Origin of the sequence: Alkalimonas mucilaginosa (assembly GCF_036327005.1) — a bacterium.
Taxonomy (GTDB): domain Bacteria; phylum Pseudomonadota; class Gammaproteobacteria; order Enterobacterales; family Alteromonadaceae; genus Alkalimonas; species Alkalimonas mucilaginosa.
In genome coordinates this window covers 145,487-164,233 of sequence record NZ_JAUGZK010000001.1, presented here as the reverse complement: position 1 = coordinate 164,233, position 18,747 = coordinate 145,487, and the positions used below count along the sequence as shown (strand labels likewise).

The following is an 18,747-nucleotide window of genomic DNA, read 5'->3' as shown; positions in this document are numbered from 1 at the left end:
ACTCCAATTCTGAGTGAGTTAATGAATGTATTGCCGCCGATCACTCATTCAGCCAACAATAAAAAGCGGGCGCATTGTACCATGCCGGTACGGCTTTACAAGCTTTATTGCTTGTTGGTACTTAGCAAACGCCGCGGTTTCAGCTCGCCCTGCTCCCGTTTGCCAATGCCTAAAAATTGCTGCTCAGCACTGTACAAGCGCACCGCTTCGGCATCCGGCAGCTCGCAGCCAAAACTTTGGCCGTGGGCAATACGGCGTTGCTGCTCGGCGCTTAGGGTTAAGGCCTCCAGACCGTGCAAGGCCGCATCGAGTGGCAGCAGCAGTTGATCCAATTCCGAAAAATCACGGCTTTGATGGCACGGCTCTGCCAGGGCTTCCAGTTTAGGCAGTGGCTGCATGGCTTCGGCCTGAAAAGGCCCGACCTGAGTACGGTGCAAAGCACTGACATAAGCGCCGCAGCCTAAGGCTTCGCCCAAATCATCAATCAGGGTGCGGATATAGGTTCCTTTGCTGCAATGCACTATAAAATCGGCGTCAGTTTGATCGCTGCTTTGGCGCAGGGCCAGCAACTCAAAACGAAAAATGCTGATCGGTCTGGCTTCGCGCGGTACCGTGATGCCCTGCCGGGCGTACTTGTACAGCGGCTGGCCCTGGTATTTCAGCGCCGAAAACATGGTTGGCACCTGCAGAATATCGCCCCGAAAGGCCTGCATCGCCTGCTCCAGCTGCTGCTGGTTGAACGCCACCGGCCGGGTACTGACCACCTCACCGGCTGCATCGCTGGTATCGGTACGGATGCCAAAACGGGCGCTGACCAGATAGGTTTTATCGGTATCCAGCAAAAACTGACTGAACTTGGTGGCTTCGCCAAAACAAATCGGTAGTAAGCCACTGGCCAGTGGATCCAGCGCACCGGTATGGCCGGCTTTTTGCGCCTGATACAGCCAGCGTACCTTTTGCAAAATACCATTGCTGGTAAATTCCAGCGGCTTGTCTAAAAGCAGAATGCCGTCGACGGCACGGCGTTTGTGTTGCTGTGTCATTTAATCCTGCTTGTCGGACTCAGTCGTGTTATCAGTGTCATGCTCTGCGGCATCATCGGCAGCACCAGCCGGACGCTTGGCTTCATCGGCGCGACGGGCAGACTCGACCAACGCGGTCAGACGAATGCCTTCATCCAGCGTGCTGTCGTAGTAAAACTGCACCTGAGGCACGATGCGGGTTTGGATCCGCTTGCCAATCAGACCGCGGATAAAACCTTTGGCATCGTTTAAGATCTTCAGGTTGTCTTTTACCTTGTCCTGCTCCAGGCCAAGAAAAGTGACGTAAATTTTGGCGTAGGATAAATCGCGCGACACATCGACCTGCGACACCGTAATCATATGGTGCAAACGGGGATCTTTGATTTCGCGCTGCAGGATCACGGCCAGCTCTTTTTGCAGCTGCTGCGACAGCCGGTCGACACGGGAAAACTCTTTGTGTGCCATCTTTTTTTCCTTTAAAAAAACAAACACCACCAGAAAGCACAGCCCCTGATGGTGTCTGATTAAGCGGTCGGATTACAGCGTACGTTCGACCTGAACCACCTCAAAGACTTCGATTTGATCGCCTTCGCGGACATCGTTGTAGTTTTTCACACCGATACCACACTCGAAGCCATTACGAACTTCGTTGACATCGTCTTTAAAGCGGCGCAGTGACTCCAACTCGCCTTCGTAGATCACCACGTTATCACGCAGTACCCGGATAGGGGCATTGCGTTTGATCACGCCTTCACTGACGATACAGCCGGCAATAGCGCCGAACTTCGGTGAGCGGAACACATCACGTACCTGTGCCAAACCAATGATTTGCTGTTTGAACTCAGGGGCCAGCATACCAGTCATCGCCTGCTTCACTTCATCCAGCAGCTCATAAATGATGCCGTAGTAACGCAGATCCAGACCTTCATCTTCAACGATACGGCGGGCTGACGCATCCGCACGCACGTTAAAGCCGATAATAATGGCTTGCGAGGCAGCGGCCAGGCTAACGTCGGTCTCGGTAATACCACCCACACCACTGCCGATGATTTTGATTTTGACTTCATCGGTCGACAGCTTGCTGAGTGATTCGGTGATGGCTTCCACAGAGCCCTGTACATCGGCCTTCAGTACGATGTTCAGTTCAGACACATCGCCTTCCGCCATGTTGGCAAACATATTTTCCAGCTTGGCTTTTTGCTGACGCGCCAGTTTCACATCGCGGAACTTGCCCTGACGGTACAGTGCGACTTCACGGGCTTTACGCTCGTCTTTCACCACGGTGACTTCATCACCAGCCTGCGGTACACCCGACAAGCCAAGGATTTCGACCGGAATGGACGGGCCAGCTTCGCTGACGGTACGGCCATTCTCATCACGCATAGCGCGAACTTTACCGTACTCGAAACCACAAAGCACCACGTCGCCCTGATTCAGCGTGCCTTCCTGCACCAGGATGGAAGCAACCGGACCACGACCTTTATCCAGGCGTGATTCAATCACTACACCACGCGCCAGACCCGCGCGAACGGCAGTCAGTTCCTGAATTTCGGCCAAATCAAGCACCGCATCCAGCAACTGGTCGATGCCGGTACCCGCTTTGGCAGACACTGGCACGAACTGGGTGTCACCGCCCCACTCTTCCGAAATAACATCGTACTGCGACAATTCGTTGCGCACCCGATCCGGATCGGCTTCTGGCTTATCCATTTTGTTGATGGCAACAATCAAAGGAACCCCAGCTGCCTTGGCATGCTGGATCGCTTCTTTGGTTTGCGGCATGACGCCATCGTCGGCAGCCACGACCAGAATTACGATATCAGTTGCTTTGGCACCACGGGCCCGCATCGAGGTAAAGGCAGCGTGACCTGGGGTATCCAGGAACGTCACCATACCGCGATCGGTATCCACGTGGTAAGCACCGATATGCTGGGTAATACCACCGGCTTCGCCATCGGCGACTTTGGCTTTACGGATGTAATCCAGTAACGAGGTTTTACCGTGGTCAACGTGGCCCATCACGGTCACTACCGGTGCACGTGGCTCCAGCTCACCGGTCTCGCCACGCTCAGACATCACCGCTTCTTCCAGCTCGTTCTCTTTGGTCAGCACGAACTTATGGCCCATTTCCTCACAGACAATGGCCGCAGTTTCCTGATCAATCACCTGATTGATGGTCGCCATAGCGCCCATTTTCATCATCGCCTTGATCACTTCCGTCGCTTTTACCGCCATTTTAGCAGCGAGTTCAGCCACAGTAATGGTTTCACCAATACGGACCTCACGCTCAACCGGCTGAGCTGGCTTGTTAAAGCCGTGCTGCATGCTGGACGGGGTTTTCTTTTTCTTGCTGTGTTTGTTGGCACGGTTGAAGGCTTCACGATCATTCCGATCATCTTTCTTTTTGCCTTTGGCCGGTGCTACTTTTTTCGCAGCAGCACCACGACGGCCAGCCCGCTCTTCGCGTGCATCGACTTCGTCTTCAGCTTGTTTGGCAAATTCGTTGCTGGTCAGGTGATAATCGCCATCTTCAGTACCTTTGGCTTTTTCTTCCTGCTCCCAACGCTCACGATTTTCTTCCGCCAAACGCTTGGCTTCTTCTGCCTGTTTGCGCGCTTCTTCCTCCAGCTTACGCAGAGCTTCCGCTTCTTGCTGTTGCTTCAAGCGCTCAGCTTCTTTCCGTGCTTCTTCACGGGCAGCACGACGGGCTGCTTCTTCAGGATCGTCTTTTTTCTGCTCTTCACGACGCTTGGCTTCAGCAGCTTTACGCTCAGCTTCTTCCTTCGCCCGACGCTCCGCTTCGGCTTTGGCTTTACGCTCTGCTTCCTGACGCTCACGCTCGGCACGCTCGGCCTCGGCCTTGGCTTTTTCTTCAGCCAGTCGAGCCTCTTCCTGAGCCTTTAAAGTGGCCTCATCCAGCATCGGCTTTTTGATGTACGTCTTTTGCTTACGCACTTCCACCGTCACTTCACGATTACGGCCAGCACCGCCTGGAATACTCAGGGTGCTTTTCTCTTTGCGTTTTAACGTCAGCTTGGACGGCGTCGCCGCCTCCGCACCATGCTGCCGGCTTAAATGTTGCAGCAGGGTACGTTTTTCATCTTCAGTGACCATGGCACCAGCAGTTTTACTGATACCGGCGTCTGCAAATTGTTGCACTAAGCGATCAACAGTTGTGTTTACATCTGTGGCGAGCTTTTCTATGGTGACATCTGCCATATAGGTTGTTACCTCCGTTGATCCATTAATTTTCTTCGCTGAACCAGACAATATTTCTGGCAGCCATGATCAGCGCCGCAGCCTGATCTTCACTCATTTCGGCTAAATCCAGCAGGTCATCAACGCCCTGCTCGGCCAAATCATCCAATGTCGCCACACCTTTGCTGGCCAGCACATAGGCGGTATGGGTATCCAATCCTTCAAGTGCTAACAATTGCTCGGATGGCTTAGCACCTTCCAGCGACTCTTCTGAGGCAAGCGCCTGAGTCGTCAGATAGGCTTTAGCGCGATTACGTAGTTCTTCTACAATCTCTTCATCAAAACCATCAATGGACAACAACTCAGAGACCGGAACATAGGCAATTTCTTCCAGGGTGGAGAAACCTTCGTCCACCAGCACAGAGGCAAAATCTTCATCAAGCTCCAGCGTGCTGGTGAAAAGATCCATAACTTTACTGGCTTCTTCCTGATGCTTCTTCTGCATGTCAGCAACCGTCATCACGTTCAATTCCCAACCAGTTAACTGGCTGGCAAGACGGATATTCTGACCATTGCGGCCAATGGCCATCGCAAGGTTGCCTTCCTCGACCGCGATATCCATGGAATGCGCTTCTTCATCTACTACGATGGAGGCAACTTCAGCAGGTGCCATCGCATTGATGACAAACTGGGCATCGTTATCGTCGTACAACACAATATCCACCCGCTCACCGCCCAGCTCACCGGAAACCGCCTGCACGCGTGAACCACGCATACCAACACAGGCACCGACCGGATCGATACGACGGTCATTGGTTTTTACTGCGATTTTAGCGCGTGAACCCGGATCGCGGGCAGCACCACGCAGTTCAATCATTTCTTCACCGATTTCCGGCACTTCAATACGGAACAATTCGATCAGCATTTCCGGGCGGGTACGGCTTAAGAACAGCTGAGCGCCACGGGCCTCCGGCTTTACTTCAAATAACAAGGCGCGTAAACGATCGCCGGTACGGTAAGTTTCACGTGGCAACATGTGCTCACGGGTCAGAATCGCTTCGGCGTTGTTACCAAGGTCGACGATGATGTTGTCGCGGTTGGCTTTTTTCACCACACCGGTTACCAACTCACCCACCTGATCCACATACGCTTCTACCACCTGAGAACGTTCTGCTTCCCGTACTTTTTGTACAATGACCTGTTTAGCCATCTGGGTGGTGATACGGTCGAATACGATGGACTCAATTTGCTCTTCCACGTAGTCGCCTACGTTGAGTTCCGGCTGCTCATACTGTGCTGCCGATAAAGTAATTTCCCGATAAGGATGTTCAATCGGTTGATCATCCGGCACCACTTCCCAGCGGCGGAAGGTGTCAAAAGAGCCGGTTTTACGATCGATGCTAACCCGAACTTCAATATCGCCTTCATTTTTCTTTTTAGTGGCGGCGGCCAGTGCGTATTCCAGCGCTTCGAAAATTTTCTCTCTAGGCACGGACTTTTCATTTGAAACCGCATCAACAACCAATAAAATTTCTTTTGCCATTTTTTTGCTGCCTCTGTTGGACCTGTCTGCAATCAGAACACAGGTACAATATTTGCTTTTTCAATATTATCCATCAGCAAACGAAACTGCTTGCCATCGATTTCCATTACCAACATATCCTGCTCAATCGCCAGCAATTGACCTTTAAACTTACGACGCCCATCCTGCGGGATCGCAAGTTTCACCTCAACCTTACCGCCAACGGCCTTCGCAAAGTGCGCAGGCGTGAATAAAGGCCGATCCAATCCTGGCGAAGAGACTTCCAGCATGTATTCATGCGAAATAGGATCTTCAACATCCAAAATAGCACCCACTTCACGACTGATGTTGGCACAATGCTCGACGGTTACCCCGTCTGGATGATCAATGTACAAGCGCACGGTGGAATGCTTGCCTGCACGCAACACTTCTATACCAAGCAATTCAAAACCAGCTGCCGACACTGTGGGTGCAAGCAACTCCATTAACTGCTGTTCCTGCTTCGCCAAGAAAACCTCCAGAGCCACTGGCCGGAATCGTCTCCATGCCAGCTACAGGTGTTAAATAAAAAATGGGCGAAACGCCCATTCCACAAACTCAGTTTGCAGATATAAAAACGCCCCGAACAAGCGGGGCGAATTTACTATCCGTAAGCACTGATTTATCGCCAAAATCAATGCTGAATTAATCGTGGCGAGCATCACTACTGACGATCGCTCCACAGTTCGGTGACTGTGAATTGGTCAAATTTAAAATTAATACAAATTTTAAATTGACTAAATTTGGTTGCGGGAGCCGGATTGAGACCTTCGCCCCGTGGTTATAAAGAGGAGCCCGAGGGCGCTTTCTTAATAACCATGCACACAACAAATTTGGTTGCGGGAGCCGGATTTGAACCGACGACCTTCGGGTTATGAGCCCGACGAGCTACCAGGCTGCTCCATCCCGCGTCCGTAATTGGCAGCTATTATATCGCTGTGAGGTTAGTATCGCAAGAGCTTCGCCTATTTAAGCCAGCGCTTGCTGATGTTGTTTGGTGCCGAGAGCGGGACTTGAACCCGCACGTCCGAAGACACTACCCCCTCAAGATAGCGTGTCTACCAATTTCACCACCTCGGCAGAAAAAACTGTATTAATTTCCTACTGGAATGTCGCTTTCAGCAGGACGCTGTGGTGCAGAATCGCTCATAGGAATGGACAGGTCTTGCCATGCATCAACCTGACTGCTTTGGCCTGCGGTATAACGACCCAACACAATACTGAGAACGAAGAAAACAACAGCTAAAATAGTAGTCATTTTGGTTAGGAAATTGCCTTTACCAGCAGAACCAAACACCGTAGAAGAAGCGCCTGCACCAAAGGCTGCGCCCATATCAGCGCCTTTGCCATGCTGGATCAGGATCAAGCCGATCAACGACAATGCCACCAACAAATACAACACCATAAAGACTTCAAACATATTCGTTAACCTTTTGCGCTTTGGCAAATCTGGAAAAATTCTTCAGCATTCAGGCTGGCACCACCGACCAAACCGCCATCAATGTCTTGCTGAGCAAACAGCTCTGCAGCATTTTTACCGTTAACGCTGCCACCATACAAAATGCGGACAGCCGCTGCCGCTTTGGCATCATAAGTCGCTAGCTGCTGACGGATACTGGCGTGTGCCTGCTGCGCCTGCTCTGGGCTTGCTGCCTCGCCCGTACCTATAGCCCAAACCGGCTCATAGGCAATCACCGATTTGGCGATGAATTCGGGATGCGCAGCATACACTGCAGCCAGTTGTTTCGCAAGCACTTGCTCGGTTTTTTCTTGCTGACGCTGCTGCAGGTTTTCACCAATACAAAACACTGGAGTTAAACCATGGCCAATGGCAGCTTGCATCTTAGCAGCCAGCAGCTCATCACTTTCACCAAATAGCGTACGGCGCTCGGAGTGGCCTATCAATACGTATTGGGCACCGGCCTCCATAAGCAGGGAAGCACTCAGCTCTCCGGTATAAGCGCCGGATGAAAACTGGCTAATATTTTGGGCTCCGATCAGACACTGCCCAGTAGCAGCTAGCCCTGGCAATAAAGTCGCTGGAGGACAGAGCAATACATCTATTTTGGACCAGTTGGTGGATGCCAATAGCGCAGTGATCTCTGCTAGCAGAGCTTGACTGCCATTCATTTTCCAATTGGCGGCGACCAGTGGCTTACGGTGTGTCATGCCTGTTCCTTGTAATTGCTGCGGGCAGATAGTACCCAATGCCCGCTGCTATCTCAAGTTTCCTGTCGAATTTGCCGCTTTAACTGGCTATTTTTACTGCATCGGCGATGGTTCGGGCATAGAGTTCAACCTCGGTTAACACTTCCCCCTCCACCATCACCCGGATTAAAGGCTCAGTACCAGACTTACGAATCAGCACCCGGCCTTTGCTGCCAAGCTTAGCCTCTACATCGAGGATAGCTTGCTTAACGTTTTGTTTTTCCAACGGGGCAGTCCCCTTTTCAAACTTCACATTAACCAGGACTTGGGGCAGTTTTGTCATGCCCTGACTGATCTCAGCTAAGCTCTGCCGCTCCTGGATCATGGCTGTCAGCACCTGCAAGGACGCAATAATGCCATCTCCGGTACAGGTATGATCGAGATTCAACACATGGCCAGAATTCTCTCCGCCAATACGCCAATCGTGCTCGCGCAGCAACTCCATCACATAACGGTCGCCGACCTTGCTGCGTAAGAATGGAATACCCAACTCTGCCAAGGCCAGTTCAAGGCCCATATTGCTCATCAGGGTGCCGACCACCCCCCCATGCAGACGATTCTGGCGTTGGGCGGCACGGGCAATAATGTACACAATCTCATCGCCATCAATCACACGACCATGCTGATCCACCATCATAACCCGATCCCCATCGCCATCGTAAGCGATACCCAGATCAGCCTTTAGCTCAACCACCTTTTCCTGCAACGGCAAAGTATGAGTTGCTCCACAATCTGCGTTGATGTTCAAACCATCCGGGCTGGCACCAATGACAGTGACCTCCGCCCCCAGCTCCCGAAACACATTGGGTGCGATATGGTAGGTGGCGCCATGCGCGCAATCGAGCACCAAACGAAAACCTTTCAACGACATATGGTTGGGCAGATGACTCTTGCAAAATTCGATATAGCGGCCAGCGGCGTCATCCACCCGCACAGCTTTACCAAGCTGTTCAGACGACACACACACCATCGGTTGCTCAAGCTCATTTTCAATGGCCAGTTCTACCTCATCCGGTAATTTGGTACCATCGGCAGAGAAAAACTTAATGCCATTGTCATAATAGGGGTTGTGTGACGCGCTGATCACTATGCCAGCTTCAGCCCGGAAGGTTCGGGTTAAATAAGCTACAGCAGGAGTTGGCATTGGACCAAGTAAGCGAACATCAATACCGGCAGCTACCAAACCTGCCTCCAGTGCCGTTTCCAACAGATAACCGGAAATACGGGTATCTTTACCGATCAATACTTTGCGGGTACCGCTTTTCGATAGCACCCGGCCAGCGGCCCAACCAAGCTTCATTGCAAATTCCGGGGTGATAGGGAAATCCCCGACTTTGCCGCGAACACCATCGGTACCAAAATATTTTCTGCTCATTGTTCTACTCCATGCAGGGTGGCATTGACCACAGCCAATGCGTCCACGGTTGCTTTGACGTCATGCACCCGGATTATCTGGGCTCCTTTCATGGCGGCTATTGTGGCACAGGCCAGACTACCTGCCAATCGCTCAGCTACTGGTTGATCCAACAAATGACCAATCATGGACTTGCGTGACATCCCCACCAATACAGGCAATTGCAATGCCTGCCATTGCTCCAGTTGTTGCAGCAATTGATAATTTTGTGCCAGTGTTTTACCAAAACCAAAGCCAGGGTCCAGCAGCAGTTGCTGACGTGCTATGCCAGCCGCTACGCAGCTTGCTATCCGCTGTTGCATGAAATCCAGTACATCAGCTGTCACATCCTGGTAGGCAGGCTGCTGCTGCATCGTTTTTGGTTGTCCCAACATATGCATCAAGCAAACCGGTACTCCAGTTGCCGCCGCTGCCGCTAAGGCACCGTCACCCCGTAGCGCATAAACATCATTAATCATATCGGCACCAGCCTGAACCGCAGCTGACATGACGCTGGCTTTGCTGGTATCAATGGATATCACACAATCAAAACGGCTGCGGATCCCCTCAATAACTGGCAGCACTCGATCCAGCTCCAGTTGCAACGACACGGGCTCCGAGCCTGGCCGGGTGGATTCACCACCAATATCCAGAATCACGGCCCCTTGTTGCAGCATTTGCTCGGCTTGGTACAGCGCGTTATCCAGCCGTTCAAAATGGCCACCATCGGAAAAAGAATCTGGGGTGACATTTAAAATACCCATCACTTTGGGATGCGATAAATCGAGCTTACGCTGACGGGGTAAAATTAATTGCATGGCAAAGTCTCAGGTTAATCAGCCAGAAAAAAACCCGGCAAGCCGGGTTTTTTCAATCATTGAACTATCAGTGCAGCTTACCCTCAGATGGTTCAGCGCTCGGGCCAACTGCCTCTTCCGCATCTGAATCATCGCTGGAGCTGCCTTTACCGCCTTTATCTCGTGGCTCCCAGTTTTCCGGGTCACGTACTGGCCGACGCTCCATCAAATCATCAATCTGACGGGCATCAATGGTTTCGTACTTCATGAGCGCATCTTTCATCGAATGCAGAATATCCATATTGTCTTTAATCAGATTCAATGCACGCTCATAATTGCGATCGATGAAGCTGCGAATTTCAGCATCAATGGTTTTTACCGTTTCTTCAGACATATGCTTGTTCTTGCTGACAGAGCGGCCTAGGAAAACCTCCCCATCTTCATCAGCATACAGCAACGGTCCCAGCTTCTCTGAGAAGCCCCATTGCGTGACCATTTTCCGCGCCAGATCAGTGGCACGTTCGATGTCGTTCGATGCGCCTGTGGTCACCATTTCAGAGCCGTAAATCACATCTTCGGCGATACGCCCACCAAACAGGGAGCTGATCATGCTTTCCAACTGCTGTTTGCTGTAGCTGACCCGATCACGCTCCGGTAAGTACATAGTGACACCCAGCGCACGGCCTCGCGGAATAATACTGACCTTGTACACCGGATCATGCTCTGGTACCAGACGACCGACAATGGCATGGCCAGCTTCATGGTAAGCTGTCATTTCTTTGTCTTTTTCGGTCATCACCATGGAGCGACGCTCTGCACCCATCATGATTTTGTCTTTGGCTTTTTCAAACTCGTCCATCGATACCGTACGGCGGTTACCACGAGCAGCAAATAAAGCAGCTTCATTCACCAGGTTCGCCAGATCAGCACCAGAGAAGCCAGGAGTTCCACGGGCAATGACCGAAGCATCGACATCTTCGCCCAGAGGTACTTTGCGCATATGCACTTTCAGAATTTGCTCACGCCCTTTTACATCTGGTAAGCCGACAACGACCTGACGATCAAAGCGGCCTGGACGCAGTAAGGCTGGGTCTAACACATCTGGACGGTTGGTGGCAGCAATCACAATAATGCCTTCATTGCCATCAAAGCCATCCATTTCAACCAGCATCTGGTTTAAGGTCTGCTCACGCTCATCATGACCACCGCCTAAGCCGGCACCACGTTGACGGCCGACGGCATCAATTTCATCGATGAAAATAATGCAAGGCGCTGCCTTCTTGGCCTGTTCAAACATATCCCGCACACGGGAGGCACCAACACCAACGAACATTTCAACAAAGTCAGAACCAGAAATGGTGAAAAATGGAACCTTGGCTTCACCAGCAATCGCCTTAGCCAGTAAGGTTTTACCAGTTCCTGGCGGGCCCACCATCAGAATACCAGTCGGGATTTTACCACCCAGCTTCTGGAAACGGGACGGATCGCGCAGGTAATCCACCAGCTCAGTCACTTCTTCTTTGGCTTCATCACAACCAGCCACATCCTTGAAGGTGGTTTTGATCTGATCTTCGCCCATCAACTTGGCTTTGCTCTTACCAAAAGACATTGCACCCTTACCACCACCACCTTGCATTTGGCGCATAAAGAATATCCAGACGCCAATTAACAACAGCATTGGGAACCAGGAAATAAAAATGGTGCCGAGTAAACTGCCTTCTTCCGGTGGAGTGCCAACAATGCGGACGTCGTGTTTGTAAAGATCGTCTATCAGTTTGCTGTCATAACCGCCAGGGATCACCGTATCAAAACGATCACCATTGCGATTCACACCGCTGATAACGCCAGAGCGCTCAATCTTAACTTCACGAACTTGCCGTTGCTCAACCTGCTTTAGGAACTGATCGTAACTGGTCATACGCTCGGTACTATCTCCAGGACCAAAGCTATTGAAAATCGACATCAAGACGACGGCGATCACCAGCCAGACGATAAGATTTTTAGCCATATCACTCAAGGTTGTAACCTCTTTCTTGCCGTTAAATTAAATCAGGCCACTACTGCGACTTGAAACCTGTTGCCACTATGTAGGCTTCACGGGAGCGGGAGCGCGAGGAATCCGGCTTTCGTGATTTTACTGTGGTAAATGCTTGTCGGACCGCTTTCAAATAGTCTTCAAAACCTTCACCATGAAATACTTTGACCACAAAACTACCATTTTGCTTCAATACCTGATGACACATATCGAGCGCCAGTTCGACCAGGTAAATTGCCCTTGCCTGATCGGTTGCCAGATTGCCACTCATATTGGGTGCCATATCCGATAATACCACATCTACGTTACGACCTTCGATTCGGCTCAGTAATGCTTGTAGAACAGCATCCTCACGGAAGTCACCCTGTAAAAATGATACGCCAGGTAACGGATCCATCGGAAGTATATCACAAGCTATCACCCGGCCCGAACCCTGCACTAATTTTGCTGCCATTTGTGACCAGCTGCCTGGTGCGGAGCCTAAGTCTACCACTGTCATACCGGGTTTGATCAGTCTGTCTTGCTGCTGGATTTCTTCCAGTTTAAAAGCGGCCCGGGAACGTAAGCCCTGCTTCTGCGCTTTTTGCACAAAATGATCATCAAAATGCTCTTTCAACCAGCGGGTTGAGCTGGCTGAGCGCTTTTTTCGCGTCATCTTACTACTCTGAAATGGCTATGACCTTTAGATGGCGGTACAATAGCATGAATTCAAGATTAAATTGTGGAAATCGTATCAAGATGGCACTAAGCAATAAGCAAAAACAATTTTTAAAATCCAAGGCACACGACCTCAAGCCTGTTGTACTGCTTGGCAGCAATGGTTTGACAGAGGGTGTGCTGGCAGAAATCGACCAGGCATTAGAGCATCACGAATTGCTGAAGGTGAAAGTTCCTGGCGAAGATCGTGAGCAGAAAGTACTGGTGATGGATGCCATTATCCGTGAGACCAAGGCAGAAAAAGTTCAGGTGATTGGCAAAACTCTGGTGTTGTTTCGGCCAGCAAAGGAGCCAAAAATTCAGCTGCCCAAAGCCTGAGACTCTTCCTGTTCAAGAAAACCAGCTCGCGTCAGGATAACGCGGGCTTCCGCTTTGTCAGCAACAATAGCTCGCTGATAATCCGCAGGCTTGGGGACATCGGTTGCCTTGGTAAATTGCCAGCGAAACAACGGATGCTCTGGTAATAGCACCACCCCAAACTTCAACTGATGTTGAAAGCACCAGCTTGAGTTGTCTTGCAAGGTTGCAAAAACATTAGCCGGACAAGCCTGCCAGCGGGTACCATCCAATATCATGGCCCATGGGGCCCCATCAAAAGTGCCCACCATCTCCCGCAACTGCTTGATGTAATCCTCGACCGTCCGAGTAGTCCAGGTATCCCAGGCCGTTAACCAGAGGGTATTGCTCTCTTTGACCAACTCAAACTTGATTTTTCCTGAATGCATCAAACAACCTCATCACTTGGTAATGCAACTACTGTAATAGATACGCAGTCACTATCAGGTCTGACCCTGTGCCGTCGTGCGACCAAAGTGCAAAAAAAAGCGGCCGAAGCCGCTTTTCAGTTGTGCAGGATCAATTAAAGGTACTGCACATCGGTAATTTCAAACTCAACCATGCCTTTAGGTGTGTTGATGGTGACCACATCGTCCTGTTCTTTGCCAATCAGGCCACGGGCGATGGGTGAATTGACCGAGATAAGATTCTTTTTAATATCGGCTTCATCATCACCTACAATGCGATAGCTCACTTCTTCCTCGGTATCAAGGTTTAAGATCGTGACGGTGGCACCAAAAATTACCTTGCCATTGTTTGGCATGCTACTGACATCAATAATCTGAGCATTGCCAAGCTTGCCTTCGATATCCTGGATACGCCCTTCACAGAAACTTTGGGCTTCACGGGCCGCATGGTATTCAGCATTCTCTTTCAAATCACCATGTTCACGCGCATCGGCAATGGCTTGAATAATCTGCGGCCGTTTCACCGATTTCAGTTCATTCAGTTCAGTACGCAGCATTTCTGCGCCCTGAACCGTCATTGGTATTTTCATCCGTTTACTCTCTTATGCAGCTCCTGCACCGAAGCTACCCGCTCAAAGGCACTGGCAGCACTGGCTTTACACGTTGCAAAAGCAGCATTTAATGTGGTTGTGTAATTGGCTTTATGCTGCAAGGCACCACGACGCAATACTCTGGAGTCTTCGATCGCCTGGCGGCCTTCGGTAGTATTGACAATGTAGCTGTACTCACCGTTTTTAATTCTATCCAGAATATGCGGCCGGCCTTCCAGCACCTTGTTGACCACCCTGCACTCAACACCTGCCTGTTGTAATGTGGCAGCAGTGCCCTTGGTAGCATCCAGCTCAAAACCTAGTGCCAACATATGTTTGGCTAGCTCAATCACCCGCACTTTATCGCTGTTACGGACCGAAAGTAAAGCACGGCCTCCGGTTGGGATCAAGGTACCACAGCCCAGCTCGGCCTTGGCAAAAGCTTCTTCAAAAGTATCGCCAACGCCCATCACTTCACCGGTAGACCGCATTTCCGGGCCCAGGATAGGATCAACACCCGGGAATTTATTGAAAGGGATCACCACTTCTTTTACCGAGAAATAGGGCGGAATCACTTCCTTCGTCACCCCTTGCTCGGCCAGGCTACGCCCGGCCATGCAGCGTGCCCCTACTTTGGCGATCTGAATGCCGGTTGCTTTGGAGACAAAAGGCACGGTCCGGGCAGCGCGCGGGTTCACCTCAATCAGGTAGACTTCCCCATCTTTCACTGCAAACTGGGTATTCATCAGGCCGACGACGCCCAATTCCAGTGCCAATTTACGCACCTGCTCGCGCATCACGTCCTGAATAGCCGCAGACAAGCTGTGCGGTGGCAAGCTACAGGCCGAATCACCTGAGTGCACGCCCGCCTGCTCGATATGCTCCATAATGCCGCCAATGACGACCTCTTTGCCATCACAAATGGCATCGATATCCACTTCAATGGCATCATCAAGGAAATTATCCAGCAGCACCGGCGCTTCATTCGATACACTGACCGCATCGGTCATGTAGCGTTTTAAATCAATGTCATCGTAGACAATTTCCATCGCCCGGCCACCCAACACATAGGAAGGACGTACCACCATTGGGAAACCAATATCACCGGCTTTCAGCAACGCCTCTTCCAGGCTGGTTACTGTGGCATTTTTCGGTTGCTTCAGGCCAAGACGCTCTACCGCTTGCTGGAAGCGCTCGCGGTCTTCCGCCCGGTCAATCGCATCCGGCGAGGTGCCGATAATAGGCACGCCGGCAGCTTCCAGTGCCCGCGCCAGCTTTAATGGCGTTTGACCGCCATACTGCACAATCACCCCTTTCGGTTGTTCTTTGGCAACAATTTCCAGCACATCTTCCAGGGTAATTGGCTCGAAATACAACCGATCAGAGGTATCGTAATCGGTAGAAACGGTTTCCGGGTTGCAGTTCACCATAATGGTTTCGAAGCCGTCTTCGCGCAGTGCCAAGGCCGCATGCACACAGCAATAGTCAAACTCAATACCCTGACCAATCCGATTCGGGCCACCACCTAAAATCATGATCTTATCGCGATTAGATGGCGCAGCCTCACACTCTTCATCGTAGCTGCTGTACATGTAAGCTGTGTTCGAAGCAAACTCAGCGGCACAGGTATCCACCCTTTTGTAGACCGGGTGCAAACCATAACCATGGCGCTTTTTGCGCACTTCATTTTCACTGACACCCAGCAGCTCGGCGATGCGCTTATCGGCAAAACCTTTGCGCTTGTATCGACGCAGGCTGGCTTCATCCAGGCCGGAGAAACCAGCATCGTGGATTGTCTGCTCTTCGCGCACCAAATCTTCAATTTGTACCAGGAACCAGGGGTCTACCTTGGTCAGCTCAAAAATTTCCTGCTGGCTCATGCCCATTCGAAACGCATCAGCAATGTACCAGATGCGGTGTGCGCCTGGTTCTTTCAGCTCACGCACAATGCGCTCTTTCGCATCGGCAGCGGTTAGATCCTGGATTGGATCCAGCCCGGAGACACCAATTTCCAGGCCACGTAAGGCTTTTTGCAGTGACTCTTGCTGGTTGCGGCCAATGGCCATTACTTCACCCACCGATTTCATCTGGGTAGTTAAACGATCATTGGCACCAGCAAATTTTTCAAAATTAAAACGCGGTACCTTGGTCACTACGTAATCAATGCTGGGTTCAAATGACGCCGGCGTGATGCCACCGGTAATTTCATTGGCCAGTTCATCCAGGGTATAGCCAACCGCCAGTTTGGCAGCCACTTTGGCAATAGGGAAACCTGTGGCTTTGGAAGCCAAAGCTGAGGAACGTGAAACCCGCGGATTCATCTCAATAATGACCATACGGCCATCTTCCGGATTGATACCAAACTGCACATTGGAGCCGCCGGTTTCTACACCAATCTCACGTAACACAGCCAAGGAGGCATTGCGCATCAGTTGGTATTCTTTATCGGTCAGGGTTTGTGCAGGGGCAACGGTAATAGAGTCGCCGGTATGCACGCCCATAGGATCAAAGTTTTCAATCGAGCAGACAATGATGCAGTTATCGTTTTTATCGCGCACCACTTCCATTTCATACTCTTTCCAACCAATCAGTGACTCGTCAATCAGCAGTTCTTTGGTGGGCGACAAATCCAGACCACGGGTACAGATTTCTTCAAACTCTTCACGATTGTATGCGATACCACCGCCAGAGCCCCCCATGGTGAAGGACGGGCGGATAATGCATGGGAAGCCAATGTCTTCCAACACGGCATAAGCTTCTTCCATCGAGTGCGCCATGCCAGCGCGCGGGCATTCCAGACCAATGGCACGCATCGCTTTATCAAAGCGGCTGCGGTCTTCCGCTTTGTCGATGGCATCGGCGGTCGCCCCAATCATTTCGACCTTGTATTTTTCAAGAACACCATGACGCTCCAAATCCAGCGCACAGTTTAGTGCTGTTTGCCCGCCCATGGTGGGTAACACCGCACAAGGCCGTTCTTTTTCAATGATTTTTTCCACCACCTGCCAGTGAATCGGCTCGATGTAGGTGGCATCGGCCATCTCAGGATCCGTCATGATGGTGGCAGGGTTGGAGTTCACCAGAATAACCCGGTAGCCCTCTTCGCGCAGGGCTTTGCAGGCCTGGGCGCCCGAGTAGTCAAATTCACAGGCCTGGCCAATGACAATAGGGCCGGCACCAAGGATAAGAATGCTTTTTAAATCAGTACGTTTTGGCATAATTTACTCTGTCTTTCCTCGCTAGCCTGAAATTAGTGCTGACGCTGACGCATCAGATCGATAAAGTGATCGAACAACTCGGCCGCATCGTGTGGCCCCGGGCTCGCTTCCGGGTGCCCCTGAAAACTGAACGCTGGCTTGTCAGTGCGGTGAATACCTTGCAAGCTGCCATCAAACAAGGATTTATGGGTTGCCCGTAAATTGGCTGGCATGCCGTCCTCTTCCACCGCAAATCCATGGTTCTGCGCCGTGATCATCACTTTGTTGTTATCGAGGTTTTGTACCGGGTGGTTACCGCCATGGTGACCAAATTTCATTTTGGTGGTTTTAGCACCACTGGCTAATGCCAACAACTGGTGACCAAGACAGATGCCAAAAATAGGCAGATCGGTCGCCAGCAATGCTTTGATGGCGTTAATGGCGTAGTCGCAAGGCGCTGGATCGCCAGGGCCATTCGATAAGAAAATGCCATCCGGATTCAGCGCCAGCACCTCGCTGGCCGGTGTCTGCGCAGGCACCACCGTCAAACGACAGCCTCGGTCAACCAACATCCGCAAAATATTGCGTTTTACACCGTAATCGTAAGCCACTACATGAAAGGGGGTCGATTCCGGTTTGACAAAACCTTTGCCCAGTTGCCAACTGCCTTCAGTCCAACTGTAGGGCTCGGCGACTGTGACTTCTTTGGCAAGGTCCATGCCTTTAAGGCCAGGGAAGGCCTTTGCCTGAGCCAGGGCTTGCGCGGTATCCAGTTCAACACCCGCCATCAGGCAACCATTTAAAGCACCTTTTTCACGTAAAATACGGGTGAGCTTGCGGGTATCGATATCGGCAATACCTAAAATACCACGCTGTTTTAAATAATCGGAGAGTGATGTCTGATTGCGGAAGTTGCTGGCTAACAGCGGGAGGTCACGAATAATCAGGCCTTTGGCCCAGATCCGGCTGGATTCTTCATCTTCATCATTGGTGCCGGTGTTGCCAATGTGCGGGTTGGTCAAAGTGACCATTTGTTCAGCATAGGAGGGATCGGTTAAGATCTCCTGATACCCGGTCATCGAGGTATTGAATACCACCTCTCCGACTGAAACTCCTTCGGCACCGATGGCCGTACCATGAAATACAGTGCCATCTTCTAAAACCAGCAAGGCAGACGTCGTCAAAATAACCTCCAAACAGCAAAAAACGGGCTTAAACCTGTTCGTTCAACACCCGTTTTTAATCCAAAGCAACTAGCAGCCCAAAACAGAATAAATATGCTAATT

The 18,747-nt window shown here is 51.1% G+C and carries 16 protein-coding genes and 2 tRNA genes; 1 reads left to right on the top strand and 17 read right to left on the bottom strand.

Annotation, left to right across the window (positions count from 1 at the left end; all coding sequences use genetic code 11):
* Positions 1-104: 104 nt before the first annotated feature.
* The 13 genes from truB to rlmE form a co-directional block, all read right to left on the bottom strand.
* Positions 105-1,043: a tRNA pseudouridine(55) synthase TruB gene (truB, locus tag QWF21_RS00710; RefSeq protein WP_330086113.1), complete on the bottom strand. Its 939-nt coding sequence runs from the start codon at positions 1,041-1,043 to the stop codon at positions 105-107.
* Entirely contained in the window at positions 1,044-1,487 is a 444-nt protein-coding gene (rbfA, locus tag QWF21_RS00705) for a 30S ribosome-binding factor RbfA (RefSeq protein WP_330086112.1), read from the bottom strand. It abuts the gene before it with no gap.
* Positions 1,488-1,559: 72 nt separating this feature from the next.
* Entirely contained in the window at positions 1,560-4,241 is a 2,682-nt protein-coding gene (infB, locus tag QWF21_RS00700) for a translation initiation factor IF-2 (protein WP_330086111.1), read from the bottom strand.
* Positions 4,242-4,266: 25 nt separating this feature from the next.
* Positions 4,267-5,763 carry a transcription termination factor NusA gene (gene nusA / locus QWF21_RS00695; RefSeq protein ID WP_330086110.1) on the bottom strand — a complete coding sequence of 499 codons (1,497 nt, stop codon included), beginning with the start codon at positions 5,761-5,763 and terminating at the stop codon, positions 4,267-4,269.
* Between the two features lie 32 nt (positions 5,764-5,795).
* On the bottom strand, positions 5,796-6,251 hold the full coding sequence (rimP, locus tag QWF21_RS00690; protein WP_330086109.1) for a ribosome maturation factor RimP: 456 nt from the start codon (positions 6,249-6,251) through the stop codon (positions 5,796-5,798).
* Positions 6,252-6,615: 364 nt separating this feature from the next.
* Positions 6,616-6,692 (bottom strand) — tRNA-Met (locus tag QWF21_RS00685).
* An 84-nt stretch (positions 6,693-6,776) separates the two neighbouring features.
* Positions 6,777-6,861, bottom strand: a tRNA-Leu gene (locus QWF21_RS00680).
* Positions 6,862-6,874: 13 nt separating this feature from the next.
* Positions 6,875-7,201: a preprotein translocase subunit SecG gene (secG, locus tag QWF21_RS00675; protein WP_330086108.1), complete on the bottom strand. Its 327-nt coding sequence runs from the start codon at positions 7,199-7,201 to the stop codon at positions 6,875-6,877.
* A 5-nt stretch (positions 7,202-7,206) separates the two neighbouring features.
* Positions 7,207-7,950 carry a triose-phosphate isomerase gene (tpiA, locus tag QWF21_RS00670; protein ID WP_330086107.1) on the bottom strand — a complete coding sequence of 248 codons (744 nt, stop codon included), beginning with the start codon at positions 7,948-7,950 and terminating at the stop codon, positions 7,207-7,209.
* Between the two features lie 79 nt (positions 7,951-8,029).
* Entirely contained in the window at positions 8,030-9,364 is a 1,335-nt protein-coding gene (glmM, locus tag QWF21_RS00665; protein WP_330086106.1) for a phosphoglucosamine mutase, read from the bottom strand.
* On the bottom strand, positions 9,361-10,200 hold the full coding sequence (gene folP, locus QWF21_RS00660) for a dihydropteroate synthase (RefSeq protein ID WP_330086105.1): 840 nt from the start codon (positions 10,198-10,200) through the stop codon (positions 9,361-9,363). Before folP ends, glmM begins: the two co-directional genes overlap by 4 nt.
* Before the next feature lie 67 nt (positions 10,201-10,267).
* Positions 10,268-12,196, bottom strand: coding sequence for an ATP-dependent zinc metalloprotease FtsH (gene ftsH / locus QWF21_RS00655; protein WP_330086104.1), 1,929 nt, complete (start codon positions 12,194-12,196; stop codon positions 10,268-10,270).
* A gap of 40 nt (positions 12,197-12,236) precedes the next feature.
* A complete protein-coding gene (rlmE, locus tag QWF21_RS00650) occupies positions 12,237-12,869 on the bottom strand; it encodes a 23S rRNA (uridine(2552)-2'-O)-methyltransferase RlmE (RefSeq protein WP_330086103.1) in 633 nt (210 codons plus the stop codon).
* 83 nt (positions 12,870-12,952) lie between these two features.
* On the opposite strand from rlmE, the gene yhbY reads away from it, so the two are divergent.
* Positions 12,953-13,249 (top strand): ribosome assembly RNA-binding protein YhbY, encoded by a 297-nt coding sequence (yhbY, locus tag QWF21_RS00645; RefSeq protein WP_330086102.1) that lies wholly within the window; start codon positions 12,953-12,955, stop codon positions 13,247-13,249.
* Here the strand turns inward: yhbY and QWF21_RS00640 are convergent.
* From QWF21_RS00640 to carA, 4 genes are all read right to left on the bottom strand, one after another.
* Entirely contained in the window at positions 13,231-13,656 is a 426-nt protein-coding gene (locus tag QWF21_RS00640) for a hypothetical protein (protein WP_330086101.1), read from the bottom strand. The genes yhbY and QWF21_RS00640 overlap by 19 nt on opposite strands.
* A 134-nt stretch (positions 13,657-13,790) precedes the next feature.
* A complete protein-coding gene (gene greA, locus QWF21_RS00635) occupies positions 13,791-14,264 on the bottom strand; it encodes a transcription elongation factor GreA (RefSeq protein ID WP_330086100.1) in 474 nt (157 codons plus the stop codon).
* A complete protein-coding gene (carB, locus tag QWF21_RS00630; RefSeq protein ID WP_330086099.1) occupies positions 14,261-17,482 on the bottom strand; it encodes a carbamoyl-phosphate synthase large subunit in 3,222 nt (1,073 codons plus the stop codon). Before carB ends, greA begins: the two co-directional genes overlap by 4 nt.
* 32 nt (positions 17,483-17,514) lie before the next feature.
* Positions 17,515-18,645 (bottom strand): glutamine-hydrolyzing carbamoyl-phosphate synthase small subunit, encoded by a 1,131-nt coding sequence (gene carA, locus QWF21_RS00625; protein WP_330086098.1) that lies wholly within the window; start codon positions 18,643-18,645, stop codon positions 17,515-17,517.
* Positions 18,646-18,747 lie beyond the last annotated feature (102 nt).